We start from the raw sequence: 26,361 nt of genomic DNA on the forward strand, positions 1-26,361 counted from the left end.
TACCACCGGCGCCGACGACAACGGTCGCTGGCCCGGTTGACCCCTATCGAGTACGAGACCATCATGACTCCACCGGCCAGTCAGGCCGCCTGACTAGAACTGTCACCAGTTGGTGCAGCAGACCCCAATCACCAGGCGTTGAAGGGTGCTCTCCCGTGTCACTAGCTTCGTGTCCTGGCCCGAGTTAAGTCGCTCGATCAGGTCGGGAACGTGCACACGGCCGGACGGGTCAAGCGGCACGATGCGGTGTAGGTGGACGGCCCGTGAGGCGACGAACTGCTCTAGCTCAGGCAACGTGAGTGGGGGAGTTTTCGCGGGCATGAGGGCAGCGATCAGGCCCTCAGTGTCGCTACCCTTACCCTTGCCCCAACCCGCAAGCGTCACGTCACTCAGCGTGACACCTAGGTAGGGTGCCCCGGGGTTCAATCGGGGCAGATTTTCGCTCTGACCCCTAGAGTAGGGTGAGATTGTCTGATTTGTGTGTCCGAGGGGGGACTTGAACCCCCACGCCCTTTACGGGCACTAGCACCTCAAGCTAGCGCGTCTGCCATTCCGCCACCCGGACTCGCGCCGACAGCCGGTGACTGTCGCACGGGCCATCACATTACACCCCCGACATCCCGGCCCTCGCGGCGACATACCGGGGTGGCGCGGACGGCGGCGCGGCGGCAGCATGGCCGGCGTGGCTGACCCGTACCGGATCGACCCGGCGACCCTCGCGGCCGCCTGCGCCCGCGCCCGGCGGCAGTACGCGGCGGGGGAGGTGGCGGAGGCCACCGCGCTGCTCAGCGCCGCCACGGAGGCCGCTGGCGAGGACCTGGGGGCCGGCCACGACGCCGTCCTGGCGGCGGCGGCCGTGCTCGCCCGCATGTACCGGGAGACCGACGACCCGGCCGCGGCGCGCCGGGTGCTGGAACTGCACCTGGCGGAGGGGGGCCGGGTCCGCGGCGAGGACGACCCGGAGCTGCTGGCCATGGCGGCCGAGTTGGGGGCGGTGGCGGCCGAGCTGGGCAACCGGCACGAGGCGTGCCGACAGTTCACCCGGGTGGCGCACCTGGGCGGGCCGGTGCTCGGTGACACCCATCCGGCGGTCCAGGCGGCGCGCGCTTACCTGGACGGGTCGGAAAAACACCAGCTCACCGCGCTCCCGCTCTCCGTCGCACCGCCGCTCCCAGCGACGACCATCGCGCCGTCGCCGTCGCCGTCGCCGTCGCCGCACGGCGGTCCGGCCGTACCTGCGCGGGCGGCGGGCACCGGCCCCGACCTCCGGTCCGGCGGCTCCGCGCAAGCGGTACCCGCGCCACCTGCCCGGAACGTCGCCGCCACGGCACCCCCGGTTCCTGCCCCGCCCGCGGTCGACGGCGGGCGTCCGGCGGAGGTCCCCGGTGCGGCGGCGCCGGCGTGGACCGGCGTGGCGCCCGCGGCGGGTCTGCGGGGCCGCGGGGGCTGGGTGGTGGCCGGTGTCGCCGTCGTCCTCGCGCTCTGCGCGGCGGGCATCGCCACCGTCGCGCTGCTGCGCTCGGGCGCCCCGCCGCGGCAGGTCGAGCCCACCGGCGCCGTGCGGCTGACGGGGGAGCCGCCGGCCGACGTCACGGTGGCGCGGGAGCCGGGGGCGGTGGTCGTCCGCTGGCGCGACCCGTCGGGCGGCCGCGCGACGTTCCTCGTCACCGGCGGGCAGGCCGGCGCGGAGCTGAGGCTGCTCGCCCAACTGCCGGCGGGCGCGCCGACGCGGTACACGGCGGCGGGGTTCCACCCGGCGCTCGACTACTGCTTCCAGGTGTCGGCCGTGTACTCGACCACCGAGTTCGGCGTCGCCAGTCCGGTGTGCACCCGGCGGGAGTGAGGGCACCAGCGCGGCGGGTCCAGGTTCGACGGTCGCGGGGGTCGAGGAGTTCGTCGATTTTCCCTATGATTGGCCCTCGGCCGTGCATATCGATGGGACCGGCCGCGGCCAGACGGCGTCGGGAGCACCGGCGCGCCTGGCCGTGCCGGTGCCGCGCTGCGCGACCGTCCGACTCGGACGCCCGGGACCCCCGGGCGCCGCGCGGACACAGGCTGCACCTGCGGGGAGGCATGGTGGGCATCGCGCACACCGCCCTGCGCACCCGGGTGGCGCCCGCGGCGACGCGGTACGCCCGCCGGGTCCGCGCGTGGCGCCCGCGCAGCCGCGGCGGCCTGGTGACCGCCGTGACCGCCGCCAGTGCCGTGGTCGCCATGGGCGCGACCCTCCTCGGCCTGAGCGCCGCCGACAACGCCGTCGCCAACTACGACGCCAGCTCCTGGCTGTGGAGCACGGTCAAGGGCGAGGTGGCCCGCGTCAACGGCGTCACCGCCCGGATCGACACGCGCCTCGACGTGCGCGGCAGCGCGCAGCACGCGGTGCAGGTCACCCAGACCGACCGGCTCCTGCTGCTGCGCGACCGCAGCACGGGGCTGGTCAGCGCCCTCGACCTGGCCACGCTGCGGGCCACCGCCACGACGCCCACGAGCGCCGGGCTGGGGGTGACGGTCGCGCTGCACGGCGAGTCGGCGTTCATCGTGGACACGGTGCAGGGCCTGGTGCGGCAGCTCGACCCGCGCACCCTCCAGGGCGTAGGGGAGCCCGTGCGGTTCCCGCCGGGCATCACCGGCGGCGTGTTCGACGGCCGCGGCCGGCTGTGGGTGGGCGTGCCCACCGAGGGGACGGTGGCGGCGCTCACCGCGGGCGACCCGGCCCGGGCCGGCGCCGGACCGGCCACCGTCCGCACCGTGCCGGTGGCCGACGCCCAGCACGACCTGGCGGTCGCCGCCCTCGACGACGGCGCGGCGGTCCTCGACCGGACCGACGGCACTCTCACGTCCCTGCGCGGCGAGCGCACGGCGAAGGCGCGGCTGGACCTGGCCGGTCCCGGCCTCCTGCCCGGTCGGGTGGTGGGCGACCAGATCCCGGTGACCGTCCCGGACCAGCGGCAGGTCGTGGTCGTCGGCGTCGGCGGCGGCACCCGCACGCTGACCGTTCCCGGCACGGGGGCGCTCGCCCAGCCGGCGGTCGCGTGGGCGGGGCGGTTCTACTGCGCCGACGGCGCGGGCGGGGTGCGGGTGCTCGACGGCGCGGGCGGGGCGGCCGAGACGATCCGGCTACCGGCCGGCAGCGGCCCGCTGGAGCTGGAGGTCCGGGAGAACCGCCTGTTCATCAACGCCCCGGCCAGCGCGGCGGCCCACGTCGTCGACGACCGGCACGCCGTGCGGCCGGTGGACAAGTACGCCGACGGCGTCCTGGGCGGCGACCCGCCGCCGGACCCGCCGCCCCCGCCGAAGCCGCGCATCGGGCCGCCCGGCGCCCCGCCGGGCGTGCTGGCCACCGCCGGTCGGGCCCAGGCCCGGATCTCCTGGCGGGGCGCGGCGGAGAACGGGTCGCCGATCGTGCGGTACGTCGTGGTCGGCGCCGGGCGCCAGCTCACCGTCGGCGCGCGGCAGCGGCAGGTCGTGGTGCCGGGGCTGACCAACGGGGAGACGTACCGGTTCAGCGTGCACGCGGTCAACGGCCGGGGCGCCGGCCCGGCGACCCGCAGCAACCCTGTCGTGCCCACCGCCGACGTGCCCGCGGCGCCGACCGCGGTGACCGCGCGGGCGCGGCCCGACGGCACGGTGCAGGTGAGCTGGCCCCGGGCGGACGGCCTCGGCCGGCGGATCCTGCGGTACCAGGTCACCGCCGCCACCGACGGGGCGTCGTCCGTGGTGGGGACGAGCCGGTCGACGTCGCTGGCGGTGCGGGACCTGGAGTACGGCCGGGCGTACGCGTTCACGGTGGTGGCGGTCAACGACCGCGGTGCCGGCTCGGTGCCGTCGCCGGTCAGCGAGTCGGTGACGCCGTTCACCCGTCCCGGGCCGCCGGCCGGCCTCCAGGTGGTCACCGCCGCCGACAAGGCGGGCACGGTCCGGGTGAGCTGGCAGGCCGCCGCGGACAACGGCCGGCCGGTCCGGTCGTACGCCGTGGTGGCCAACGGCCGGCGCACCGCGGCGCCGCAGCCGGGCACCGTGGACATCGGCGGCTTCGGTACCGGCCAGGCCGTGACGGTCAAAGTGTCGGCGGTCAACGACGCCGGGGAGGGAGCGGCAGCGACCGCGCGCGCCCGCACCGTCCCGCGGCCCTCGGTGACCGCGCTGAAGTCGACCGCCGGGTACAGCACGCTGGCCGTGCCGCTGCGCGCCGCCGACGCCGCCCGCTGCGAGATCAGCCTCAACGGGGGCCGCCGCACCCGGTTCGACTGCAAGGGCGACACGGTCCGGGAGCTGACGCCGGACACCGTGTACCGCTACGTGGTGTACGCGGTCAACGCGGCCGGCGAGGCCGCCGACAAGGGCGAGGCCCGGACGAAGCGCCTGGACGGCAGGGTCGCCTGCGACGACCGCAACGGCCCGGACCGGGGGTACTGCAACCGCGGCATCGGCGTCTACTCCGGCGCGCGCCAGCAGGGGTCCGAGGGCGTCGGCACCGCCCGCGCCGGCCAGACCTACCGCGCGTTCTGCAGGCGCAGGGGCAGCGACGGCGACCAGAGCGACGGGGCCGTGCTGGACGCGACGAAGTACAACCGGAACAAGCGCAGCGACATGTGGGTGCAGATCACGTTCGAGGACAAGCAGCGCTACATCCCCTTCATCTGGCTGAATCTGACCAACGGCGACAAGATCAACGATCTGCCGAACTGCTGACCGAGGGACAACCGTGCAGACGCCCCCGCCCCCGTCCCCGCCCGACCCGGAGACCGACATCGTCGCCGAGACCGGCGCCCGCATCGCCGGGGAGGTCTCCCGGGTCGTCCTGGGCAAGCCGCAGGTCGTCCGGCTGGCGGTGACCGCCCTGCTCGCCGAGGGGCACCTGCTGCTGGAGGACGTGCCGGGCGTCGGCAAGACCACCCTGGCCCGCGCCCTGGCCGCGACCGTGAGCGGGCAGGCGCGGCGCGTGCAGTTCACCCCGGACCTGCTGCCCGCCGACGTCACCGGCGTCACGGTGTTCCACCAGGGCACGGGCGCGTTCGAGTTCCACCCCGGCCCGGTGTTCGGCAACATCGTCATCGCCGACGAGATCAACCGCGCGTCGCCCAAGACCCAGTCGGCGCTGCTGGAGGTGATGGAGGAGCGGCACGTCACCGTCGACGGCACCCGGCACCCGGTGCCGCGGCCGTTCATGGTCGTCGCCACCCAGAACCCGATCGAGATGGACGGCACCTACCGGCTGCCCGAGGCCCAGCTCGACCGGTTCCTGATGCGGCTGTCGGTCGGCTACCCGGACGAGGCCGTGGAGGTGGAGGTCCTGCGCGGCGCCGCCGACCGGTCGCCGGAGCTGCTGACGGCCGTGACCGACACCGCGGCGGTGGCGGAGCTGGCCGCGCTCGCCCGGACCGCCTACATCGCCGACCCGCTGTACACCTACGCGGTGCGGGTTGCCGCCGCCACCCGCGGCCACCCGCAGGTCCGGCTCGGGGTGAGCCCGCGCGGGGTGATCGCGCTGACCCGGGCGGCGTCGGCCTACGCGATGCTCGCCGGGCGGCGGTTCGTCATCCCCGAGGATCTCCAGGAGCTGATGCCGGCCGTCTTCACCCACCGGCTGGTCCTGACCCCGGACGCCCACCTGCGCGGCGCCACGGCGGGCGGGGTGCTGACCGAGGCGATCGAGTCCGTGCCGGTCCCGGTGCCGGCCACGGCGTAGGCGTGCGCCTGACGGCCCGCGGCGCGGGGCTCGCGGCCGCCGCGGCGGCCGCCCTCCTCGCCGGGTGGTGGGGCCGGTACCCCGAGCTGCTCCTGCTCGGCGGCGTGGCCGCCGCGGCGCTGGGGTACGCGCTGCTGCACTGCGGCGCCCGCCCGGCGGTGGCGGTGGACCGGCGGCTGGCGCCGCCGCGCGTCGCGCGGGGCGAGCCGTGCCGGGTCACCCTGCGCGTCACCAACACCAGCGGGTGGCGCGGCGCGCACCTGTCGGCCGCCGACCGGTGCGGGCCGCGGCGCACGCCGGTGGCCGTGCGGGGGCTGCGGCCCGGGGCGTCGGCCGAGGTCGGGTACGACGTCCCGACCGGCCGGCGGGGGGTCGTCGGGGTGGGGCCGCTGCTGGTCCGCCGCCGGGACCCGTTCGACCTGGTCAGCGCCGACCGCGCACACGGCGGGACGGCGCGGGTCTGGGTGTACCCGCGGCGGTACCCGCTGGCCGACGTGCCGCCGGGGGCTACCCGCAGCCTCGACGGGCGGCACGACCGGGTACCGCACGGCAGCATCACGTTCGACTCGCTGCGCGGGTACGTCGTCGGCGACGACCTGCGCCGGGTGCACTGGCGGGCGAGTGCCCGGGCCGGCGAGCTGCTCGTCCGCGAGCAGGTCGACACCAGCGTGCCGCACGTGGTCGTCGTCCTCGACGACCGCGCCGAGGGGTACGCCCGCGCCGAGGACTTCGAGTCCGCGGTCGAGGTGGCGGCCTCCGTGGTGACCGCCGCCTGCCAGGCGCACCTGCCCGCCACCCTGCGCCTGGTCGGCGGCGCGGCCGCGGACAGCGGACCGCGCCGCGCGGCCGCGGTCGGGCCGTACCTGGAGCTGCTGACGGAGGCGACCCCGCGGTCCGGCGACGTCGGCGCGGCGGTCCACGGGCTGCGGGCGCTGGGGTACGGCGACACGTTGATCTTCGTCACCGGCGGTGCCGGCCGGGCGGCGGCGGCCGAGGTGGCGGGCCTGCGCGGCCGGTACGCGGCGGTGCGGACCGTGGTCTGCGACGGCGCCGGACCGGCGGGGCCGCCGGCACCGGGCGTGGTCGAGGCGCGCGACGGGGCGGACTTCGCCGCGCGCTGGCCGGCGGTGCGCTGGTGACCCGCCGGCTCGTGGCCCTCGTCGCGGTCGTCGCGGTCGCGGGGTCGACCGCCGGACGGATCTTCGACGACCGGCTGCTGGCGCTGCTGGTGGCCGGGGCGGCCGCGGCCGCGGCCGCCCTCAGCGCGGCGCTGGCCCGCGGCCGCGGGACCTGGGTGGCGCCGCTGTCGCTGCTGGCCCTGGCCGGCTACCTGGCGGGCGCCGTGGCACTGGCCGCCCGGCTCGGCGGCGTGCCCGGCGGGCCGCTGGCCCTGCTCGCGGACGCGTGGGCCAACGGGCTGCCCCGGCTGCTGGGCGCGATGATCCCGGTCACCCCCCGGCCCGACACGGTCGTGATCCCGGTGGCCGCGGCCTGGCTGGCCACGCTCGTCGGCGCGGAGCTGCTGCTGCGGACACGCCGGGTGCTGCTCGGCTACGCACCGCCGACGGCGCTGTTCGTCGGCGCCCTGTACCTGGTGGGGCCCAACGCGGCCCCGGCCTGGTGGCAGACCGTGGCCTTCGCCGCCCTGGCCGCCTGGGGACTCGCGGCGCCCGCCTCCGGTCCCGACGCCCCGCCCGTCGGCGGCGCGCGGCGGCGCTGGCGGCGGACCACGGCGGGACTGGCCGCCGTCGCCGCGGTCGGCGTGGCCGCCGCGGGCGGCGCGGCGGCGCTGCGGCCGGTGGCGGCGGCCCGGCCGGCCGACCCGCGGGCGCACCTGCGGCCGCCCCGCCTGGACACCCTGGACGAGAACCCGCTGGTCCGGCTCTCCGGCTGGGCCCTGGCGCCGCGGCAGAAGCTGTTCGACGTACGGCTGTCCGCCGCGCCCACCGACTCGCGCCTGCGCCTGGCGGTGCTCACCGAGTACGACGGGGTCACCTGGCGGGTGGGCGCCACGTACCGCAGCGCCGGTCGCACCCTGCCGGGCCCCTCCGGCACGTCGGCGGGCGGGGTGCCCGCGGCGGGGCGGCCGGTCCGGCAGGAGGTCACGGTCGCCGAGCTGACCGGCCGGCTGCTGCCCGCGGCCGCGGACGTGCACCGGGTCGGCGGTGTCCGGGTGGCGTACGACCCGGCGGGCGGCACGCTGCTCGGGCAGGAGCCGCTGCACCCGGGCGCCCGCTACGCCGTCGACTCGCGGCGGCGCGCGGACCCCGCCGACCTGCTCGCCGAGGCCGAGGTGCCCGGCGGCGCCGCGGTCGCGCCGCTGCTGGACGCCGGCCCCGAGCCGCCCGCGCCGCTGTCCCGGCTGGCCGACCGGCTGGCCGGCGAGGCGGTCGGGCCGTACGAGCGGGCGGCCGCGGTCGAGGAGTACCTGCGCGCCCACTACCGGCTCGTCGCCGACGCGCCCAGCGGCCACGCGTACCCGAACCTGCGGTTCTTCCTGTTCGGGCCCCCGCACGCCGGCGGGCAGCGGGGTACCTCGGAGCAGTTCGCCGCCGCGTACGCCGTCCTGGCCCGGCTGCTCGGCCTGCCCGCCCGCGTCGTCGTCGGGTTCCGGGTGCCGGCCGGCGGCGGATCGGTGTACGCCGGTGACGCGGTGGCCTGGCCGGAGGTGCTGTTCGACGGGGTGGGCTGGGTCGCCTTCGACCCGCTGCCACGCCCCCGCCAGCGGCCGCTACCGGTCGAGGGCGAGGCGCGGCCGCCGCCGGTGCGCACGCCGCCCCCGACGGTCGCCGACGCGCCGACTCCCGCGCCCGCCGCGCCCGCCGGACCGTCCCGGGTCGCCCCGGCGCCGGCCTCCGGCGGGCTGCCGGCGGGGCTCGTCGGCGCACTCTCGGCCGTGCTCGCCGGGGCCGCGGCGCTGGCGTCGCTGGGCCTGGCGCGCCGCCGGCTGAGCCGCGGCCGGCTCACGGCGCCCGATCCGGGCGCCCGGATCGCCGGCGCCTGGCGCGAGGTGCGCGACGCCCGCCGGCTCGCCGGCCGGCCCCTGCCGCCGCACCACAGCGCGGGCGCGGTGGCCGCGGCCGCCCGCCGGGCGGGCGAACCCCCGCTGGAGGCCTTGGCCGAGGCTGTGAACGCGGCGGCCTTCGCCGACATCCCCGCCTCGGCGGCGCAGGCCGAGGCGGCCGTGGTCGCCGCAGCGGCCTACGTGGCGCACCTGCGGGCCGGCCGGGGCCGGTGGGGCCGGTGGTGCTGGCCGGTGCGGCCCGGCCCGCTGCGGTGGGGGTACCGGGAGCTGTCGCAGCGCGGTGGTAGACCGGTATCAGGCGCCCGGGACCCGGCACCTGCCAGGTAGCGGGCGCCGGTCGCAACCGGTTCGCCACCCGGGCGCACTGGGGTCGCAGCCTGACGGGCGTGTGCTGAGACACAACACCGGCCGGCACCGAACGGGGGAACGGCAATGACGACGATGACCATCGATGAGGCCCGGGTCGAGGCCCTGTTCGTCTCCGACCTGCAGCGCTCGCAGGACCTCGGCGACGACGCCGTCCGCCGCGCCGTCGACCACACCATCACCCGGCACGGCGCGCGGGGCTGCGCCGCCCTGGTCGCCCAGGAGTTCGGCGAGCACCCCGAGACGGCCGTCAGCCGGATGCAGTGGGCGCTGTCGGCGATCCGCACCGCGTACGCCGCCTGAGGGGCCTCCCGCGGTCTCTTGTTACTCCCCGGTACCGGGTTCCTTAGCGCAGCCTTATCAATCGCCCGCGGGACTTGCCCCGCACCGGTCGGCCGCCATACGTTCCGTGTCGCTCGTTCCCCACCGCGACGGAGGTGGCGACCCGTGCGTGCCACGATGGCGCTCCTCGGATTGCCGGTAGCGGCAGTCATCGCCCTGGCCGGGTGCAGCGGCCAGGGGCCGGTCGGTCCCCACGCCGGCGTCGAGCCGCCTGAGCCGCAGGTCGCCACCTCCGTCGCACCCCCCTTCGTCGCACCCTCCTCCGCCGCGCTGCCCAGGGCGGCCGCCCGCGGCCGGCACCCCGGCGTCCCCGGCGCCGGCCGGCCGGCTGAAGTGGCAGCCCCGAGGTGACCGACCAGGTTCCGCTGGCCGTCGCGGTCGCGGCCGGGATGCTCGCGGCCGTCCACCCGTGCGGCTTCGCCCTGCTCCCCGCGTACCTGTCCCTGCTCGTCGTGGGCGACGCCCGGGCCGGGCGCGCGACCGGGGTCGGCCGGGCGCTCGGCGCGACGGCGGCGATGACCGCCGGCTTCGTCGCCGTGTTCGGCGTGAGCGGCACGCTGCTCGCGGGCGGGACCGGCGCGCTCCAGCGCCACCTGCCCTGGTTTACCGTCGCGCTCGGCGCCGCGCTGGCGGTCGCCGGCCTCCTCCTGCTGGCCGGGCGGGAGATTCCCGCGCTGGTCCGCGGGCCGCGCCGCACGCCGCGCCTCGGCGGCTACCCCGGGCTGGTGCTGTTCGGCGCCGCGTACGCGACCGCCTCGCTCGGCTGCGCGATCGCCCCGTTCATGGCGGTCGTCGGGGCCACCGCCGCCGGCGGCACCGGGACCCGCCTCCCCGCGCTCCTGGCCTTCGCCGCGGGCATCGGCCTGCTGGTCGGGGCGGCGGCGCTCGCCGTCGCGTGCGCGCGCGCCTCGCCGCTGGGCCGGCTGCGCCGGCTGGCGCCGCACGTCGGGCGGGCCGGCGGGGCGCTGCTGGTCGTGGTCGGGGCCTACCTCGCGTACGTCGGCCGGCACGACGCGCGGCTGGCCCGCGGCGACGTGGCCTCGGACCCGCTGGTCACCGGCGCGGCGGAGGTGGCGCTGCGGCTGGGCGCGACCCTGGACCGGGTCGGACCGGCCGCGGGGGTCGCCCTGTTCGCCGTGCTGCTGGCGGCCGCCTGGCTCGCCGGCCGCCGCCGGGCGGTCAGGGCGCGGCCGCCGGTGTCCTAATGTGGAAGGCGCCAGAGCCGGGACCTACGGCTCTGGTACCCCGGCCGGCCCGCCGGGCACGGTGGCGGCCGACCGCAGTCGCCGCGCACCTGGAGGATTCATGAACGCACCTGTCGTCGTCGGTGTCGACGGCTCACCCGTGAGCCTGCGCGCCGCCCGCCACGGCGCGGTGGCCGCCCGCCGCGAGCGGGCGCCGCTGACGCTCGTGCACGGGTACGTCCACCCCTACACCGTGGGCCTGGACGCGTACGCCGCCGCCCCGCCGGGCCTGGAGGAGGCGGCGCAGCGGATCGTGGACGGCGCCGCCGCCACCCTGGCCGACGAGTTCCCCGACGTCGAGGTGTCGGTGCGCGCGGTCGCGGGCGCGCCGGCCGGCGTCCTGGTCCGGGAGTCGGCCCACGCCCGCCTCACGGTCGTCGGCGCGCGCGGCCGCGGCGGCTTCACGGAGCTGCTGCTGGGCTCCGTGGCCAGCCAGGTCACCGCGCACGCGCACGGGCCGGTCCTGGTGGTGCGCGGCGAGCACGGCCCCGACGAGGCCGGGCCCGTACTGGTCGGGGTCGACGACTCCGCCGACTGCCGGCCCGTCCTGCTCGCGGCGGCCGCCGAGGCGGCCCGCCGCGAGGTGCCCCTGGTGGTCGTCTACGCGTGGTGGGTGGACTCGTTCGCGTTCCCGCTGACGGCCACGTACGAGGACGTCGAGCGGCAGGCGCGCGCCCAGGCCGAGGAGGTCGTGGCCCGCGCGGTGTCCGAGGTGGCACCGGCGTACCCCGAACTCACCGTCACGCCGCGCCTGGAGCGCAGTCTCGACCCGGAGCACACGCTGGTGGAGGACAGCCGGGAGGCGGCCCTGGTGGTCGTCGGGTCCCGCGGCCGCGGCGGCTTCCGCGGCCTGCTGCTCGGCTCGGTGAGTCAGGCGCTGGTCCACCACGCCGCGTGCCCGGTGCTGGTGGTGCGCACCGCGCCGCAGCCGGACCGGACGACCTGAGCCGCGGCGGTCCCACGGGCCGTCAGCGCGCGGCGCAGCCGGGCCCCGACCAGCCGGGCACCGGCCGGTCGCCGCATCGGACGGCTGGACCTCGGTTCTCGGTGTGCATCCCGTTCCCCCTTGGACGGTGCGGTGTGGAGCGAACGCCCCGACCGCCGACAACGGAGATGATGCCCGCCGCGCGCCACCGGTCCCTGAGTACGGCTACTCAACCGGTCGGCGGCGGGGGCGCACCGTCCGGCGGTTCAGGGCCGTCCAGGCGCGCACGGGGAGCAGCCGGGCGGCCTTGAACGCCGCCGTCATCGGCAGGGGGAAGACGATCTCCTGCTGCCCGCGTTCCAGCCCGCGGGCGATGGCGGCGGCCGCCTCGACCGGTTCGATCATGAACGGCATGGGGAAGTCGTTGCCGGCCGTCATCTCGGTGCGGACGAAGCCCGGGCACACGGTGGTGACGGCCACCCCCCGCGGGGCCAGCGCCCCGCGCATCGCCTCCAGCATGTTGATCTGCGCGGCCTTCGTCGCCCCGTACGCCTCGGCGCCGACCAGGCCCCGGTAGCCGGCGATCGACGCGACCCCGACCAGGTGCCCGCAGCCGCGGGCCACGAACTCCGGCAGCGTCGCGCCGATGACGTTGTTGAAGCCGAGCAGGTTCACCTCGACGTGCCGGGTGAAGGCGTCCCGGTCCCAGGCCGCGGCGTCGGTCTGCTCCCAGTAGCCGGCGTTGTACACGACCATGTCCAGGCCCCCGAGGGCCTCGCGGACCGCCGCGGCGGCGGCGTCGACGCCGGCCCGGTCGGTCACGTCGGCGGCGACGGCGACCATCCTGTCGTCCGCGACCTCGGCCAGCCGCTGCACCCGCCGGGCGCTGACGGCGACCCGGGCACCGCGCCGGACGCACTCCCGCGCCAGCGCCGCGCCGATCCCGCTGGAGGCCCCGACCAGCCAGACCCGCCGGCCGGCGATCCGGTGCCCGCTCACCGGACCCGCGCCAGTTCGAGGTGCGCGACGTCGAGGTAGCCGACGGCGAAGCCGGCCTCGCTGTACGCCAGGTAGAACTCCCACATGCGGCGGAACCTTTCGTCGAAGCCCAGGGCGGTGACCTGCGGCCACCGGGCGAGGAAGCGGTACCGCCAGCGCCGCAGGGTCTCGGCGTAGTGCGGACCGAAGTGGTGCCGGGCGGTCAGGCCCAGCGCGGTGTGCTGGCGCAGCGTCGCCTCGATCGCCGTCAGCGAGGGGATGACCCCGCCGGGGAAGATGTACTTCTGGATCCAGCTATGCGACCGGCAGCTCGCCTGGAGCCGGTCGTGGGCCATGAGGATCGCCTGGAGGACGACCCGGCCGCCCGGCGCGAGCCGCCGGTCGATGATGTCGAAGTACGTCGGCCAGTACTCGATGCCGACCGCTTCGATCATCTCCACGCTGACGACCGCGTCGTACCGGCCCTCGACCTGGCGGTAGTCCTGGAGCCGGATGTCCACCCGGTCGGCCAGGCCGGCCTCGGCGACGCGGCGGCGGGCGAGCCCGTGCTGGGCCGGCGAGATGGTGACGCTGGTGACCCGGGCGCCGCGCCGCCCGGCGGCGGCGGCGAGTGACCCCCAGCCGCTGCCGATCTCCAGCACCCGCGACCCGGCGCGCACGCCCGCCCGGTCCAGCACCGCCTCGATCTTGCGCTCCTGGGCGGCCCCCAGGTCCTGCCCGGCCAGCGGGGCCCGGGCGTCGAACAGGGCGCTGCTGTAGCTCAGGGTCGGGTCCAGGAACTCGGCGAACAGGGCGTTGCTCAGGTCGTAGTGCGCCTCGATGTTGCGCCGGGCGCCGGTCACCGTGTTGCGGGAGGTGCGCGGCACCCGGCGGTCCACGCACCGGCGCAGGCGGACCAGCGGCCGCGGCACCAGCGTCGCCATCCGGGCGGCGAACGGCGTCAGCACGTCGGCCAGGTCGGTCCCCTCGGCGGCGTACCAGTCGCCGGCCATGTAGGACTCGCCGATGCCGATCTTCGGGGCGCTCGCGATCCGGGCGAACGCGTCCCGCGGCCGGACGATCTCGATCGTCGGCGCGTCGGCGCCGCCGCCCCCGGCGACGCTGCCGTCGGGGTAGCGCAGCCGGACCGGCAGGTCGGCCACCATCCGGTCCACCACCCGGCGGGTCGGCCCCGCGCCCAGGCGCAGGGGCCGGGTCAGGGCGGGCCGGGCGCCCAGGGGGTTGGCGGTGCTCATGGTGCGACCTCCGGGTGGTTCCGCGCGGGGCGGGGCTGTACGGGCAGGCGGCGCCAGAGGCGCACGCCGTGCCAGTGGATCAGGGCGGTGACCCGCAGGGTCGCCGCCGGCATGACGGCCAGCCGGCCCAGCAGCGCCCGGCCGGTCGCCGGCCGGGGGACGCCGTGCACGGTGGCGGCGAGGACCAGCGCGTCGTCGCGGTACAGGTCGACGGCGACGCCCACGACGGCGGGGGAGAGGGTGAGCCGGACCTGGTACCGCCCGCTGACGTCGTTGAACGGCGAGACGTAGAACTCCTTGTCCATCCCCGCCGCGCCGTCGCCGTCCGGGCGCAGGACGTAGGCGTGCCGCTGGCCGTAGGTGTTGTGCACCTCCAGCACGGCCGCGCCCAGCCGCCCGCGCGGGTCGAGGCACCAGTACACGGTGAGCGGGTTGAACACGTACCCCCACTGCCGCGCGTGCGCGAGCATGAGCACCCGCCACCGGTCGTCGGCGGCGACGCCGTGCGCGGCCAGCAGCCGCACGACGTCGGCCTTGATCCCGCCGAGCCCGCCGTCGCGCCCGGCCGCGCGCCCGCCACCGGCGGCCCCGCCGCACAGGTGGTCCCGTTGCGCGAACCGGGCCAGCGGCCGCAGCGCCCAGGGCACCCGCGGCGGGTCGTCGAGGTCCACCAGCCAGTGCCAGTGCCGGTACCGGAAGCCGTGCCGCACCGGGCGCACCCGCAGGTGCCGCACGTGGCCGACCACCAGGGCCGGCAGGGCGGGTAGGTCCGCCGCCGCGGTCACCAGCCCGCCCCGAACGCCTCGGCGGCGGCGGCGCCGGAGCGGCAGCCGTCCTCGTGGAAGCCCCAGCCGTGGTACGCCCCGGCGAAGGCGGTCCGGTCGGTGGTCAGCTCGGGCAGCCGGCGCTGGGCGGCGACGGCGGCCAGGTCGTAGACCGGGTGGGTGTAGCGCATCTGCGCGATCACCTTCGCCGGGTCGATCCGCTCCGGGGCGTTCAGGGTGACCAGGTAGGGGGTGGCCGTGCGCAGCCGGTGCAGCCGGTTCATCCAGTAGCTGACCACCGGCGCGGGATCGCCGTCGTCGGTCTCGGGGACGAGGTAGTTCCAGCAGGCGCGGGCGCCCCGGGCGGCGGGCAGCAGCCGGTCGTCGGAGTGCAGCGTGGCGGTGTTCGCCGCGTACCGGAACGCGCCCAGCACCTCCTTCTCGGCGGCGGTGGCGTCGTCGAGCAGGTCCAGCGCCTCGTCGGCGTGGGTGGCGAGCACGACCTTGTCGTACCGCGCCGCGCCGCCGCGCGCGTCGGTGACGGTGACCCCGTCGACGCCCCGCCGGACGCCGGCCACGGCGCAGTCGAGGCGCACGTCGGCGAGGACGGCCCGGACCGCGTCGACGTAGGTGCGCGAGCCGCCGACGACCGTCCGCCAGCGGGGCGAGTTGCCGACCTGGAGCAGGCCGTGGTGGTCGAGGAAGCGGAACAGGTACCGGGCCGGATAGTCCAGCGCCGTGCGGGTGCCGGTGGACCACACGCACGAGACCAGCGGGACGGCGAAGTCGCGGACGAACGCCGGGCCGAACCCGTGCCGGTCCAGGAACTCGCCGAGCGTTGTCCGGTCGGCGTCGTCGCTGGTGCGCAGGAAGTGCCGGGCGTCGCGGTGGAACCGCCGGATCTGCCCGAGCAGCCGCAGGAAAGCGGGCGAGGCGACCCGCCGCCGCTGCGCGAAGATGCCGCGCAGCCCGCGCCCGCCGGCGTACTCCAGACCGGTCCGCCCGACCCGGATGCTCATGCTCATCTCGCTGGCCTGCGTGGGTACGCCCAGCTCGGTGAACAACCTCAGGAGCTGGGGGTAGGTGCGCCGGTTGTGGACGATGAAGCCCGAGTCGACCCGCAGCGCGCGGCCGGCGGCGTCGGTGACGTCGTGGGTGTGGGCGTGCCCGCCCAGGCGCGGCGCGGCCTCGTAGAGCGCCACGTCGTACCGCCGCCGCAGCAGGTAGGCGGCCGTGAGCCCGGAGATGCCGGCGCCGACGACGGCGACGCGTCCGGTCACCGGTGGCGCCCGGCGAACCGGCGGCTCGCGCCGCAGGCGGCGGCCCAGCCGGTCGTGATCGCGACGACCTTCGCCCGCCGGGCGGCCGGCACGGTGAGCCCGAAGCCGACCGTGTCGGCCACGTCGCAGGCCACCCGCGCGGCGACCGCCGCCCGCAGCGGCGCCCCGGCGGGCGCGCACAGCATGGCCAGCCCGGACAGCGTGTCGCGGACGCCGACGGCCCGGCCGAGCACCAGGCCCGCCCGGCCAGGCCTGCGGCCGGCCGGCAGGTACCCGCACGTGCGCAGGAGCGACGCCGGCCGGGCCAGCGTGTATGCCCCATAGACCGCGGTGAGGAGTCCGAGCGCGCGCGGCACGAGCTGACCTTTTCTCATGGCCTGACGCTAGGGCGGCCGGCACATCCTGTCAAATGTTTGTCTAAGGTTTGTAGGATGAACGGCGTGGAGGCCCCCGTCATGCTGCGCATCGGCCAGCTCAGCGCCCGCGTCGGCGTGAGCACCCACGCCCTGCGCGCCTGGGAGAGCCGGTACGGCCTGCTGTCGCCGGTGCGCTCCGACGGCGGCTACCGGCTCTACGGCCTCGGCGACGAGTCGCGGATCCGGCAGATGAAGGCCCTGCTCGCCGCCGGCCACTCCGCCGCCCAGGCCGCGGCCGCCGTCCTGGCCGGGGCGCCCGCCGTGTCGCCCGCCGCGGCGCCCGCCGTGTCGCCCGCCGGGCGGCCGGCGCCCGCGGACCGCGCCGCCGTCCTGCGGCGCCGCCTGCGGGCCGCCCTCGACGACCGGTCCGAGCCACTGGCCGCCCGCCGGCTCGCCCAGGCCCACCGCGAACTCGGCCTCGGCCCGATGGTGGCCGACGTGCTCCTGCCGTACCTGCGCGAACTCGGCGAGCGCTGGAGCACCGGGGCGATCACCGTCGCCGAGGAGCACTACGCCAGCAACATCGTCCGCGGCTGGCTGACCGCCCACGCCCAGGGCTGGGGCGAGGGCGGCGGCCCGATGGCGGTCCTGGCCTGCCCGTTGGCCGAGCAGCACGACATCGCGCTGCTCGCGTTCGGCCTGCTGCTGCGCCGGGCCGGCTGGCGGATCCGCTTCCTGGGGGCGCAGACGCCGCTGGCCGACCTGGCCTCGTTCGCCGCGCCGACGGTGACGTTCGTCCTGGCCGCCACGCGGGTCGGGGCGTTCAGCGCCGAACTGGGCGCCCTGCGGGCACTGTCGGCCCGCGCCCGGGTCGCGCTGGCCGGTGGCGGCGCCACCCCGCCGCTGGCCCGGCGCGCGGGGCCGGGCGTGCAGGTCCTGCCGCCGGACCTGCCGGCCGCCGTCGCGCTGCTCGGCGGTTCCGCCGCCGCCGGGACCGCCGATGGACGAGGATCGCCCTAGACATCGACGGCCGCACGTCGACCCCGGCCGGCCTGCACCACCGGCCGGGCGCCGACGGCCGGTCGACATCCAGGGTCGCCCGGCGGGCGGCGGGAGGGCGGCGGCATGGCCGACGGGATCCGCATGGGTACCGCGCGCGGGCGCTGGGTCCTGTTCACCACGGTCCTGGGCTCAGGCCTGGCCCTGCTCGACGGCACCGTCGTCACCGTGGCACTCAACCGGATCGGCACCGAGCTGGGCGCCGGCTTCGCCGGTCTCCAGTGGACCGTCAACGCGTACACCCTCACGCTGGCCGCCCTCATCCTGCTCGGCGGCTCCCTCGGCGACCGGTTCGGCCGGCGCCGCGTCTTCGCCCTCGGCGTGGCCTGGTTCGCGGCGGCCTCGCTGCTGTGCGGCCTCGCCCCGGACATCGGGACCCTCGTCGCAGCCCGGGCGCTGCAGGGCGTCGGCGGGGCACTGCTCACCCCGGGCAGCCTCGCCCTGATCTCCGCCTCGTTCCACGGCCCGGACCGGGCGGCCGCGGTCGGCGCCTGGTCGGGGCTGGGCGGCGTCGCCGCCGCCGTCGGGCCGTTCGTCGGCGGCTGGCTGCTGGAGTGGAGCTGGCGGGCCGTGTTCCTGGTCAACCTGCCGGTGGCCGCCGTGATCCTGCTGGTCGGGCTGCGGCACGTCCCGGAGTCCCGGGACCCGGCGGCGGCCGGGCGGTTCGACGTGGCCGGCACGGCGCTGGGCGCCGTCGGGCTCGGCGGCCTGACCTGGGCACTCACCGCGGCCGGCGGCGGCGCCGGCCCCGCGGTGTGGGCGGTGGGCGCGGCCGGCGTGGCGGCGCTGGCCGGCTTCGTGGCCGTCGAGCGCCGCTCGGCCCACCCGCTCGTGCCGCCGGAGCTGTTCCGGGCGCGCCGGTTCACCGCGGCCAACGCCGTCACCTTCCTGGTGTACGCGGCGCTCGGCGTGCTGTTCGTGCTGCTGGTCCTCCAGCTCCAGGTGGTGGCCGGCTTCGCCCCGCTGCCGGCCGGCGCGGCGCTGCTGCCGGTCACCGCGCTGATGCTGCTGTTCTCCTCGCGCGCCGGGGCGCTCGCGCAGCGGGTCGGCGCCCGGCTGCCGATGACCGCCGGGCCGCTGCTGTGCGCCGCCGGCCTGCTGCTGATGCTGCGGATCGGGGCGGGGGCCACGTACCTGGGTACCGTGCTGCCCGCCACGGTGGTCTTCGGCGGCGGGCTGGCCCTCACCGTCGCGCCGCTGACCGCCACCGTCCTGGACGCCGCGCCCGACCGGTACGCCGGGGTGGCCTCGGGCGTGAACAACGCCGTCGCCCGGGCCGCCGGCCTGCTGGCGCTGGCCGTGGTACCGGTCCTGGCCGGCATCGGCGGCGCCGACTACACCGACCCGCCGGCCTTCGCGGCGGGGTTCCGCGCGGCGGTGCTCGTCTGCGTCGGCCTGATGGTCGGCGGCGCGGTCCTGGCCGCGCTGCTGGTGGGGCCGCGGGAGCGGGGAACCGGCCACCGGCTGCCGATCGAGGAGTGCGCGCACTGCGACGTGGCGGGCACGGCCCTGCACCCGGCGCCGGAGCGACCCTGACCCGTCAACGGCGACCCGGCCCTGGACCCGCGGCCGGCCCGACCCGCGGCCGGCCCTACTGAGCCGTCCCCGGGCCTGGCCGTTCCCCGACCTGGCCGTCCCCCGACCTGGCCGCTCCCCGACCTGGCCGCTCCCCGACCCGCGTCGTGGCGAAGCGGCGCGCGGGCCGGGGCCGCCGCCTAGGCTGGTTCCGGCTTCGCCGGCCGGACCCGGGGGGTGTGGAGAGTGTCCCAGTTGCGCGTGCACAACCTGACGATGTCCGTGGACGGCTACGTCGCCGGCCCGGAACAGAGTCTCCAGCACCCGCTGGGGGTGGGCGGGGAGCGGCTGCACGGCTGGATGTTCGCCACCCGCGCCGGGCGGGCGATGCTGGGCGGCGAGGGCGGCACCGCCGGGGTGGACGACGCGTTCGTGGTCCGCGGGGACGTCGGCGTCGGCGCCACCGTCATGGGCCGCAACATGTTCGGCCCGGTGCGCGGCCCGTGGCCCGACGAGGAGTGGACGGGCTGGTGGGGGCCGCGGCCGCCGTACGGGCACCCGGTGTTCGTCCTGACCAGGCACGCCCGGCCGTCGGTGACCATGGAGGGCGGCACCGTCTTCCACTTCGTCACCGACGGGCCGGAGTCCGCGCTCGCCCGGGCGCGGGCGGCGGCCGGCGGCGCCGACGTCCGGCTGGGCGGAGGAGCGGCGACGATCCGCCAGTACCTGGCCCTGGGCCTGGTCGACCACCTGCACGTCGTCGTGGCGCCGGTGCTGCTCGGCGACGGCGAGCGGATCTTCGAGCCGGCCGCCGACCTGGCCTTCCGCTACGAGTGCGCCCCGCCGGTGGCCGGCGACGGCGTGACGCACCTGGTGCTCACCCGCCGCCCGCGGTGAACCCGCCGGACCCGCAAATGTCGGTCGGCGGCGGTACGGTCGCCGACGAACCACCCACGAGGAGGAGACAGATGGCCACCAATCCGACCGCCACCAATCCGACTGCCACCAATCCGACCGCCACCGTTCCGACCGCCCACACCCGCCCCGCCGACGACGCCCTCGGTGGCGAGCGCGCCGACCTCGTCGCGACGCTGGGCCAGCACCGGTTCTTCCTGCGCCACACCGTCCGGGACCTGGACGACGCGCAGGCCGCGCAGCGGCCGGCGGCGAGCGAGCTGTGCCTGGGCGGGCTGATCAAGCACGTCGCCCGGGTGGAGAGCCGCTGGGCCGCCTTCATCGTCGACGGCCCGTCCGCGATGGCCGGCGACGAATCCGACGCGTACCAGGCGCACGCCGACAGCTTCCAGATGACCGGGGACGACACGCTGCCGGGCCTGCTGGCCGCCTACGAGGAGGTGGCCGCCCGCACCGACGAACTGGTGCGGACCCTGCCCGACCTGGACGCCAGCCAGCCGCTGCCCGAGGCGCCGTGGTTCCCGCCGGGGGCCCGCTGGTCGGCCCGGCGCGTGCTGCTGCACATCATCGCCGAGACCGCGCAGCACGCCGGCCACGCCGACATCCTGCGCGAGTCGATCGACGGCGCCAAGTCGATGGGCTGACCCGCCGCGCGGGCGGCGGCGCGCGGCGTGGCTGGCCGCCCGACCCCGCCGGTGAGCGCCCGTCGACCGGCGGGGTCGACGGGCGCCGGGCGGGTCACTCGTTCGGGACGATGATCCACATGGCGAGGTACGCCAGGATCTGCGGGCCCGGCAGCAGGCAGGAGAGCAGGAACAGCACGCGGACCAGGTTCCGGGACATGCCGAAACGCTGGCCGATGCCGGCGCAGACGCCGGCGATCATGCGGTGCTGACGGGGTCGGACCAGGCGTCGGGGTGTCATGGTCATCTCGGTACTCCTCGCTGTCCGGCGCGACGGCGACCGTCGCTGATCTACACCGTATCGATGCCCCGCCACCCGGGTCCCCACGCGGGGGCCGCCGGGCCGTCGAGGAAGCGCAGGGCGTTGCCGCCGAGCAGCGCCGCCCGCTGGCCGTCGTCGAGGAAGTCCGCCCGGCGGACGACCGCGCCGACCGGGCGTTCGCCCAGCGGGTACGGGTAGTCGCTGCCCACCAGCACCCGGTCCGCGCCCATCGTGTCGACGAGCAGGCGCAGCGCGGGCGGGCTGAACACCACCGAGTCGACCAGGAAGCGGTCGACGTAGGCGCTGGGCGGGCGCTGCGACTGTCCGCGGACGAGGTCGCCGCGGCGGTGCCACGCGTTGTCGGCCCGCCCCGCCCAGAACGCGAAGCTCCCCCCGCCGTGGGCGAAGCAGATCCGCAGCGACTCCGGCACCCGGTCGAAGACGCCGCCGAGGATCATCGCCATGATCGACAGGTGGGTCTCGGCGGGCATCCCGGTCAGCCAGCGGGCCATCCAGCGCTCCAGCCGCGGCCCGGTCGGCATGTCCCACGGGTGCACGAAGACCGGCGCGCCCACGGCGGCGCAGTGCTGGAGGAAGGTCACCACGCCCGGGTCGTCCAGGTCCCGGTCGCCGACGTGGTTGCCGATCTCCACCCCGGCGTGGCCGGCGGCCAGGCAGCGGTCGAGTTCGGCGCAGGCGGCCTCGGCGTCCTGGAGCGGCACCTGGCAGAACGGCACCAGCCGCCCCGGCGCCCGCTGCGTCACCTCCAGGGTCAGGTCGTTGAAGATCCGGGCCACCTTCGCCGCCTGCGGGCCCGGACGGTCGTAGGAGAAGAACAGCGGCGTCGGGGACACGACCTGGACGTCCACGCCGTCGGCGGCCATGTCGGCGAGCCGGGCCGCCGGGTCCCAGGCCGGCGACCGGACCGGCCGCCACGGCTGGCCGCCGACCATCAGCATCGCCTCGCGCTCGGAGTCGATCCGCAGCGACGGCCAGCCGGTCCCGCCGCAGGCGGCGGCCAGATCGGGCCACCCCCGCGGGACCAGGTGCGTGTGGATGTCGACGACCGGGGGACGGGCCATCAGCCCTTGCCGGGGTGCAGCGCCCCGCACGCCCCGCACGTGCGCGCCTCGGCGCTGTCGTAGAACGCCTGGAAGATCGGCGGGAGGTCGGCGACGATGTCGCGCACCTGGAGCTCCACCTCGTGCACCAGGGCCTGGCACCAGGGGCAGTACCACTGGAACCGCTCCTGCGTGCCCTCGGGGCGGGGCCGCTCGATCACCAGCCCCACCGAGCCGGCCTCGGGCCGCTGCGGGGAGTGGGGGACGGAGCGGGGCAGCATCCACATCTGGCCCTCGCCCACCGTGACCCGTTCCGGCCCGTCCGGCGTCATCAGGTCGACGTGCATCGTGCCCTTGATCTGGTAGAACCACTCCTCGTACGGGTCGACGTGGAAGTCGGTCCGCTGGTTGGGGCCGCCGACGACCATCACCACGAAGTCCTCGCTGGAGGTGAAGAGCTGCCGGTTGCCGACCGGCGGCTTGAGCAGGTGCTGGTTCGCGCCGAGCCAGCTCGCGAAGTCCACCCGGCTCGCCTCGTGCGGCTGTCCGGTCTCCGTCATGACGCCTCCTGGGGTCGTACGGCCACGGCCTGGATCTCGATCAGCAGGTGGGGGTGCGGAAGCTGGTGCACCGCCACCGTGGTGCGGGCGGGACCGGTCGCGTCGAAGTACTCGGCGTAGACCTCGTTGTACCCGCCGAAGTCGTTCATGTTGACCAGGTACGTGGTGACCTGTGCCAGGTCGGCCAGGTCGGCGCCGGCCGCGCGCAGCAGGTCGCGGATGTTCTCGATCACCGCCCGGGTCTGGGCGCGGATGTCCAGCGCCGTCGTCCCCAGCGCGTCGGCGGCCGCGCCGACGATCGTGTTGTCGGGGCGGCGGCTGGAGGTACCGGAGACGAAGATCAGCCCGCCGGCCACCTTGACGTGCGGAAAGGCCCCGCGCGGGGTGGCCTTGCCGGCGACGACGCGGGCCCCGCTCACGGCCGCGCCCCGCGCGCCGTGAGCGACGCCGTGCCCAGGCCCTCCACGACGGCCCGCACGTGCGAGCCCGGCGCCAGCGGCACGGCGGCGGTGGCCGCCCCGGCCAGGACGACCCAGCCGGGGGCGAGGGTGATGCCGTCGGCGCCCGCGAGCCGGACGGCGGCGTCGAAGGCGCGCCGGGGGTCGCCGAGGATCGCCGCCGTCGAGCCGGTCTGGACCACCTCGCCGTCGACCTCCAGCAGGACGCCGAGGTTGTCCAGCCCGTCGGGCACCGGCCGCCACGGCCCCACGACGAAACCGGCCGCCGAGGTGTTGTCGGCGATGACGTCGGCGAGCGTGAACCGGAAGTCGGCGTACCGCGAGTCGATCAGTTCGAGGGCCGGCGCCACCGCGCGGACGCAGGCGGCGAAGTCGTCGCCGACGACGGGCGTGCGGTCGAGCAGGAACGCGACCTCCGGCTCGACCCGCGGGTGGATGTGCGCGGCGGTGTCCACGGCGCCGCCGTCGGGGATCCACATCGCGTCGGTGAGCCGGCCCCAGATGACCTCGTCGACGCCCATCTGGGCCATCTTGGCGCGGCTGGTCAGGCCCATCTTCACGCCGACCATCCGCTCGCCGCGGGCCAGCCGCCGTGCCACCAGCGCGCGTTGGACGGCGTAGGCGCCGGGCGCCGCCAGCGCGACGTCCGCGGTGAGCTGGGTCGTGGCGGCGGCCTCGCGCGCGGCGGTGTCCAGCCGGGCGGCGAGTGCGGCGGTGTCGGTCACTGGTCCTCCTTGGCGCCGGCGAGGTCCAGCGCCACGTCGACGATCATGTCCTCCTGGCCGCCGACCATCCGGCGGCGACCCAGCTCCATCAGGATCGCGCGCACGTCCACGCCGTACCGGGCGCCGGCCCGCTCGGCGTGCCGCAGGAAGCTGGAGTAGACCCCGGCGTAGCCCAGCGACAGGGTCTCGCGGTCGACCCGCACGGGCCGGTCCTGCATCGGCCGCACGATGTCCTCGGCGGCGTCCATCAGCGCGAACACGTCGCAGCCGTGCGGCCAGCCCAGCAGCTCGGCGTTGGCGACGAACACCTCCAGCGGCGCGTTGCCGGCGCCCGCGCCCATGCCCGCCAGCGAGGCGTCCACCCGGGTCGTCCCGTGCTCGACGGCGACGATCGAGTTCGCCACCCCCAGGGACAGGTTGTGGTGGGCGTGGATGCCGATCTCGGTGGCCGGGTCCAGCACCTGGCGGTAGGCGTCGACGCGGGCGGCCACGTCGCCCATCAGCAGCCGGCCGCCGGAGTCGGTGACGTACACGCAGTGCGCGCCGTAGGACTCCATCAGCGCGGCCTGGCGGGCCAGCTCGGCGGGCTCCGCCATGTGCGACATCATCAGGAAGCCGGCGACGTCCATGCCGTTCTCCCGGGCCCAGGCGATGTGCTGGGCGGAGATGTCGGCCTCGGTGCAGTGCGTCGCCACCCGCACGCTGCGCACGCCGAGGTCGCGCGCGGCCCGCAGGTCGGCGATCGTGCCGATCCCGGGCAGCAGGAGGGTGGTCAGCCGCGCCCGGGTGAGCACGTCCGCGGCGGCGGCGATCCAGTCGGCGTCGGAGGCGGCGCCGTGCCCGTAGTTGACGCTGGACCCGGCCAGGCCGTCGCCGTGGGCCACCTCGACGGCGTCGACGCCCGCGGCGTCGAGGGCGGCGGCGATGCGGCGCACGTCGGCCACGCCGTACCGGTGGCCGATCGCGTGCATCCCGTCGCGCAGCGTCACGTCCTGGACGTACAGCCGCGGCGGGTCCGCGGCGGGCCGGCCGGTCACGGGCGCACCTCCACCAGGCGTTCGGCGGTGCGCAGCGCCGCCGAGGTCATGATGTCCAGGTTGCCGGCGTACGCCGGCAGGTAGTGCCCGGCGCCGGAGACCTCCAGGAAGACCGACACCTGCCAGCCGCGCACCCGCCGCCCGAGCTGCGGCACGTAGGTGTCGACCGGGTCGAACTGCACGTCCTGCTTGAGCCGGTACCCGGGCACGTACCGCTGCACCCGCCCCACCATGTCCACCACGGACGCGGCGACGGCCGCCCGGTCCAGGTCGGGGTCGGGGCAGAGGCAGTACACCGTGTCCCGCATGAGCAGCGGCGGTTCGGCGGGGTTGAGAACGATGATCGCCTTGCCCCGCTCGGCGCCGCCCACCACCTCGACCGCGCGGGCGGTCGTGTCGGTGAACTCGTCGATGTTGGCCCGGGTCCCCGGCCCGGCCGAGCGGGACGCGATCGAGGCGACGATCTCCCCGTACGCCACGGGGGTGACCGCGGCGACCGCGGCGACGACCGGGACGGTCGCCTGGCCCCCGCAGGTGACCATGTTGACGTTGGGCTCGCCGAGGTGGGCGTCGAGGTTGACGGTCGGCACGACGTAGGGCCCCACCGCGGCCGGGGTGAGGTCGACGACCGTGCGGCCGAGCGCGGCCAGCACCGCGGCGTGGTGCCGGTGCGCCGCCGCGGAGGTGGCGTCGAACACCACCCGGACGTCGGCGAACTCGGGCATCGCCACGAGCCCCTCGACGCCCTTGGCCGTGGTGGCCACGCCGAGCCGGCGGGCCCGGGCCAGCCCGTCGGACTGCTCGTCGATGCCGACCAGCGCCGCCATCCGCAGCGTCTCCGACAGCCGCAGCACCTTGATCATGAGATCGGTGCCGATGTTCCCGGAACCGATCACCGCCACCCCGACGCTCACGCGCGCTCCCCACTGAACCGGGTGCGGACCGTGCCCAGCCCCGAGATCCGCGCCTCATAGGCCGCGCCGGGCCGCACCGGGACCATGGGGCCCAGCGCGCCGGACAGGACCAGGTCCCCCGCCGCCAGCGGGCGGCCGAGCCGGGCCAGGGTGCCCGCCAGCCACGCCACGGCGTGGACGGGGTTGCCCAGGCAGGCCGCCCCGGCCCCGACCGAGACCGGCTCGCCGCGGTCGGTCAGGACCATGCCGCAGTGCCGCAGGTCGACGTCGGCCAGCCGGCGCGGCGCGGTACCCAGGACGTAGCGGGCGGCCGCCGCGTTGTCGGCGACGGTGTCCACGATGGAGATGTCCCAGTCGGCGACCCGGCAGTCGACGACCTCGATCGCCGGGAGCAGGAAGTCGGTGGCCCGCACGACGTCGGCGGTCGTGACCTGCTCGTACGGCAGGTCGGCGCCCAGGACGAAGGCGACCTCGGCCTCCACCCGCGGCTGGAGCAGCGGGGCGATGTCCAGGACGGCGTCGTCGTCGCCGGCCATGTCGGCGAACAGCACCCCGAAGTCCGGTTCGTCGATGCCCAGCGCCCGCTGTACCGCCGGTGCGGTCAGGCCGACCTTCGCGCCGACGGGCCGCCGCCCGGCGGCCAGCCAGTCCTCGACCTGTGCCCGCTGCACCGCGTACGCCGCGGCGACGTCGCCGGTGGCGATCATCCGGTCGCGCAGCGGGGGGACCGGCTTGCCGGTGTGGTAAGCCTCGGTCAGCGCGGCGGCGGCGCCCGCGGCGTCGAACGTCATGTCAGCTCCCGGTGGACGTGGTGGACGGGCGCACCGCCCGGCCGGACCCTAGCCGACGCCTCCCGTCGGCGGGCCGCGGGTGGGCGGCGCCGGGCCGCCGGGCACGCCAGGCCGGTCCCCGGGCGGGGCGGCCGGGTCGCGGGCGCGGGGCGGCGG

Annotated in this window: 25 protein-coding genes and 1 tRNA gene; 12 read left to right on the forward strand and 14 right to left on the reverse strand. The window is 76.9% G+C overall.

The window, feature by feature from the left end; genetic code table 11:
* Positions 1-481: 481 nt before the first annotated feature.
* Positions 482-565 (reverse strand) — tRNA-Leu (locus IEY75_RS19550).
* Positions 566-682: 117 nt separating this feature from the next.
* Between IEY75_RS19550 and IEY75_RS19555 the strand changes: the two genes are divergently transcribed.
* From IEY75_RS19555 to IEY75_RS19590, 8 genes are all read left to right on the forward strand, one after another.
* Entirely contained in the window at positions 683-1,843 is a 1,161-nt protein-coding gene (locus IEY75_RS19555) for a hypothetical protein (protein WP_189115854.1), read from the forward strand.
* A gap of 233 nt (positions 1,844-2,076) precedes the next feature.
* A complete protein-coding gene (locus tag IEY75_RS19560) occupies positions 2,077-4,692 on the forward strand; it encodes a fibronectin type III domain-containing protein (RefSeq protein WP_444544010.1) in 2,616 nt (871 codons plus the stop codon).
* Positions 4,693-4,750: 58 nt separating this feature from the next.
* A complete protein-coding gene (locus tag IEY75_RS19565; protein ID WP_189115885.1) occupies positions 4,751-5,689 on the forward strand; it encodes an AAA family ATPase in 939 nt (312 codons plus the stop codon).
* Between the two features lie 2 nt (positions 5,690-5,691).
* Entirely contained in the window at positions 5,692-6,828 is a 1,137-nt protein-coding gene (locus IEY75_RS19570; protein ID WP_189115856.1) for a DUF58 domain-containing protein, read from the forward strand.
* The gene (locus IEY75_RS19575; protein ID WP_229789932.1) at positions 6,825-9,041 is read left to right on the forward strand and encodes a transglutaminase TgpA family protein; all 2,217 of its coding nucleotides are present in this window, start codon (positions 6,825-6,827) and stop codon (positions 9,039-9,041) included. Before IEY75_RS19570 ends, IEY75_RS19575 begins: the two co-directional genes overlap by 4 nt.
* Before the next feature lie 105 nt (positions 9,042-9,146).
* Positions 9,147-9,383, forward strand: a complete 237-nt coding sequence (locus tag IEY75_RS19580) for a hypothetical protein (RefSeq protein ID WP_189115857.1) — start codon at positions 9,147-9,149, stop codon at positions 9,381-9,383.
* A 386-nt stretch (positions 9,384-9,769) separates the two neighbouring features.
* Positions 9,770-10,627: a cytochrome c biogenesis CcdA family protein gene (locus tag IEY75_RS19585; RefSeq protein WP_229789934.1), complete on the forward strand. Its 858-nt coding sequence runs from the start codon at positions 9,770-9,772 to the stop codon at positions 10,625-10,627.
* A gap of 100 nt (positions 10,628-10,727) precedes the next feature.
* The gene (locus tag IEY75_RS19590) at positions 10,728-11,612 is read left to right on the forward strand and encodes a universal stress protein (protein WP_189115858.1); all 885 of its coding nucleotides are present in this window, start codon (positions 10,728-10,730) and stop codon (positions 11,610-11,612) included.
* A 204-nt stretch (positions 11,613-11,816) separates the two neighbouring features.
* On the opposite strand, the gene IEY75_RS19595 is transcribed toward IEY75_RS19590, so the two are convergent.
* The 5 genes from IEY75_RS19595 to IEY75_RS19615 are packed head-to-tail and all read right to left on the reverse strand — an operon-like array spanning position 11,817 to position 16,243.
* A complete protein-coding gene (locus IEY75_RS19595) occupies positions 11,817-12,590 on the reverse strand; it encodes an SDR family NAD(P)-dependent oxidoreductase (protein ID WP_189115859.1) in 774 nt (257 codons plus the stop codon).
* The gene (locus tag IEY75_RS19600; RefSeq protein ID WP_189115860.1) at positions 12,587-13,825 is read right to left on the reverse strand and encodes an SAM-dependent methyltransferase; all 1,239 of its coding nucleotides are present in this window, start codon (positions 13,823-13,825) and stop codon (positions 12,587-12,589) included. Before IEY75_RS19600 ends, IEY75_RS19595 begins: the two co-directional genes overlap by 4 nt.
* The gene (locus tag IEY75_RS19605) at positions 13,822-14,610 is read right to left on the reverse strand and encodes a DUF1365 domain-containing protein (RefSeq protein WP_229789935.1); all 789 of its coding nucleotides are present in this window, start codon (positions 14,608-14,610) and stop codon (positions 13,822-13,824) included. The genes IEY75_RS19600 and IEY75_RS19605 overlap by 4 nt, the downstream gene beginning before the upstream one ends.
* Complete coding sequence (locus tag IEY75_RS19610; protein WP_189115861.1) at positions 14,607-15,869, reverse strand: NAD(P)/FAD-dependent oxidoreductase; 1,263 nt, start codon at positions 15,867-15,869, stop codon at positions 14,607-14,609. The genes IEY75_RS19605 and IEY75_RS19610 overlap by 4 nt, the downstream gene beginning before the upstream one ends.
* Positions 15,866-16,243: a hypothetical protein gene (locus IEY75_RS19615; protein WP_189115862.1), complete on the reverse strand. Its 378-nt coding sequence runs from the start codon at positions 16,241-16,243 to the stop codon at positions 15,866-15,868. Before IEY75_RS19615 ends, IEY75_RS19610 begins: the two co-directional genes overlap by 4 nt.
* Before the next feature lie 57 nt (positions 16,244-16,300).
* Between IEY75_RS19615 and IEY75_RS19620 the strand changes: the two genes are divergently transcribed.
* The 4 genes from IEY75_RS19620 (at position 16,301) to IEY75_RS19635 (ending at position 20,358) form a co-directional block, all read left to right on the forward strand.
* Positions 16,301-17,245 (forward strand): MerR family transcriptional regulator, encoded by a 945-nt coding sequence (locus tag IEY75_RS19620; protein WP_189115863.1) that lies wholly within the window; start codon positions 16,301-16,303, stop codon positions 17,243-17,245.
* 105 nt (positions 17,246-17,350) lie between these two features.
* Positions 17,351-18,820 carry an MFS transporter gene (locus tag IEY75_RS19625; protein ID WP_189115864.1) on the forward strand — a complete coding sequence of 490 codons (1,470 nt, stop codon included), beginning with the start codon at positions 17,351-17,353 and terminating at the stop codon, positions 18,818-18,820.
* A 225-nt stretch (positions 18,821-19,045) separates the two neighbouring features.
* On the forward strand, positions 19,046-19,696 hold the full coding sequence (locus IEY75_RS19630) for a dihydrofolate reductase family protein (RefSeq protein WP_189115865.1): 651 nt from the start codon (positions 19,046-19,048) through the stop codon (positions 19,694-19,696).
* A 71-nt stretch (positions 19,697-19,767) separates the two neighbouring features.
* A complete protein-coding gene (locus IEY75_RS19635; protein WP_189115866.1) occupies positions 19,768-20,358 on the forward strand; it encodes a DinB family protein in 591 nt (196 codons plus the stop codon).
* Between the two features lie 94 nt (positions 20,359-20,452).
* Here IEY75_RS19635 and IEY75_RS19640 read toward each other — a convergent pair whose 3' ends face one another.
* Genes IEY75_RS19640 through IEY75_RS19675 form a run of 8 tightly spaced genes read right to left on the reverse strand, consistent with a single transcriptional unit; the run spans position 20,453 to position 26,205 of the window.
* Positions 20,453-20,644 carry a PspC domain-containing protein gene (locus tag IEY75_RS19640; protein ID WP_189115867.1) on the reverse strand — a complete coding sequence of 64 codons (192 nt, stop codon included), beginning with the start codon at positions 20,642-20,644 and terminating at the stop codon, positions 20,453-20,455.
* 44 nt (positions 20,645-20,688) lie between these two features.
* Positions 20,689-21,741 (reverse strand): amidohydrolase family protein, encoded by a 1,053-nt coding sequence (locus IEY75_RS19645; RefSeq protein WP_189115868.1) that lies wholly within the window; start codon positions 21,739-21,741, stop codon positions 20,689-20,691.
* Positions 21,741-22,280 (reverse strand): 3-hydroxyanthranilate 3,4-dioxygenase, encoded by a 540-nt coding sequence (locus IEY75_RS19650; RefSeq protein ID WP_189115869.1) that lies wholly within the window; start codon positions 22,278-22,280, stop codon positions 21,741-21,743. Before IEY75_RS19650 ends, IEY75_RS19645 begins: the two co-directional genes overlap by 1 nt.
* Entirely contained in the window at positions 22,277-22,699 is a 423-nt protein-coding gene (locus IEY75_RS19655; RefSeq protein ID WP_189115870.1) for a RidA family protein, read from the reverse strand. Before IEY75_RS19655 ends, IEY75_RS19650 begins: the two co-directional genes overlap by 4 nt.
* The gene (locus IEY75_RS19660) at positions 22,696-23,463 is read right to left on the reverse strand and encodes a 2-keto-4-pentenoate hydratase (protein ID WP_189115871.1); all 768 of its coding nucleotides are present in this window, start codon (positions 23,461-23,463) and stop codon (positions 22,696-22,698) included. The genes IEY75_RS19655 and IEY75_RS19660 overlap by 4 nt, the downstream gene beginning before the upstream one ends.
* Positions 23,460-24,500 carry a 4-hydroxy-2-oxovalerate aldolase gene (gene dmpG, locus IEY75_RS19665; protein ID WP_268244369.1) on the reverse strand — a complete coding sequence of 347 codons (1,041 nt, stop codon included), beginning with the start codon at positions 24,498-24,500 and terminating at the stop codon, positions 23,460-23,462. The genes IEY75_RS19660 and dmpG overlap by 4 nt, the downstream gene beginning before the upstream one ends.
* Positions 24,497-25,414: an acetaldehyde dehydrogenase (acetylating) gene (locus tag IEY75_RS19670; protein WP_189115872.1), complete on the reverse strand. Its 918-nt coding sequence runs from the start codon at positions 25,412-25,414 to the stop codon at positions 24,497-24,499. The genes dmpG and IEY75_RS19670 overlap by 4 nt, the downstream gene beginning before the upstream one ends.
* The gene (locus tag IEY75_RS19675) at positions 25,411-26,205 is read right to left on the reverse strand and encodes a 2-keto-4-pentenoate hydratase (protein WP_189115873.1); all 795 of its coding nucleotides are present in this window, start codon (positions 26,203-26,205) and stop codon (positions 25,411-25,413) included. Before IEY75_RS19675 ends, IEY75_RS19670 begins: the two co-directional genes overlap by 4 nt.
* Positions 26,206-26,361 lie beyond the last annotated feature (156 nt).

Source organism: Pilimelia terevasa (assembly GCF_014647915.1).
GTDB lineage: Bacteria > Actinomycetota > Actinomycetes > Mycobacteriales > Micromonosporaceae > Pilimelia > Pilimelia terevasa.

Bases quoted from the DNA above. Each gene is read 5' to 3' on its own strand.
- IEY75_RS19580 (WP_189115857.1), top strand. From the start codon at position 9,147: ATGACGACGATGACCATCGATGAGGCCCGGGTCGAGGCCCTGTTCGTC.
- IEY75_RS19590 (WP_189115858.1), top strand. From the start codon at position 10,728: ATGAACGCACCTGTCGTCGTCGGTGTCGACGGCTCACCCGTGAGCCTG.
- IEY75_RS19600 (WP_189115860.1), bottom strand. From the start codon at position 13,825: ATGAGCACCGCCAACCCCCTGGGCGCCCGGCCCGCCCTGACCCGGCCC.
- IEY75_RS19615 (WP_189115862.1), bottom strand. From the start codon at position 16,243: ATGAGAAAAGGTCAGCTCGTGCCGCGCGCGCTCGGACTCCTCACCGCG.
- IEY75_RS19620 (WP_189115863.1), top strand. From the start codon at position 16,301: ATGAACGGCGTGGAGGCCCCCGTCATGCTGCGCATCGGCCAGCTCAGC.
- IEY75_RS19625 (WP_189115864.1), top strand. From the start codon at position 17,351: ATGGCCGACGGGATCCGCATGGGTACCGCGCGCGGGCGCTGGGTCCTG.
- IEY75_RS19635 (WP_189115866.1), top strand. From the start codon at position 19,768: ATGGCCACCAATCCGACCGCCACCAATCCGACTGCCACCAATCCGACC.
- IEY75_RS19640 (WP_189115867.1), bottom strand. From the start codon at position 20,644: ATGACCATGACACCCCGACGCCTGGTCCGACCCCGTCAGCACCGCATG.
- IEY75_RS19645 (WP_189115868.1), bottom strand. From the start codon at position 21,741: ATGGCCCGTCCCCCGGTCGTCGACATCCACACGCACCTGGTCCCGCGG.
- IEY75_RS19650 (WP_189115869.1), bottom strand. From the start codon at position 22,280: ATGACGGAGACCGGACAGCCGCACGAGGCGAGCCGGGTGGACTTCGCG.
- IEY75_RS19675 (WP_189115873.1), bottom strand. From the start codon at position 26,205: ATGACGTTCGACGCCGCGGGCGCCGCCGCCGCGCTGACCGAGGCTTAC.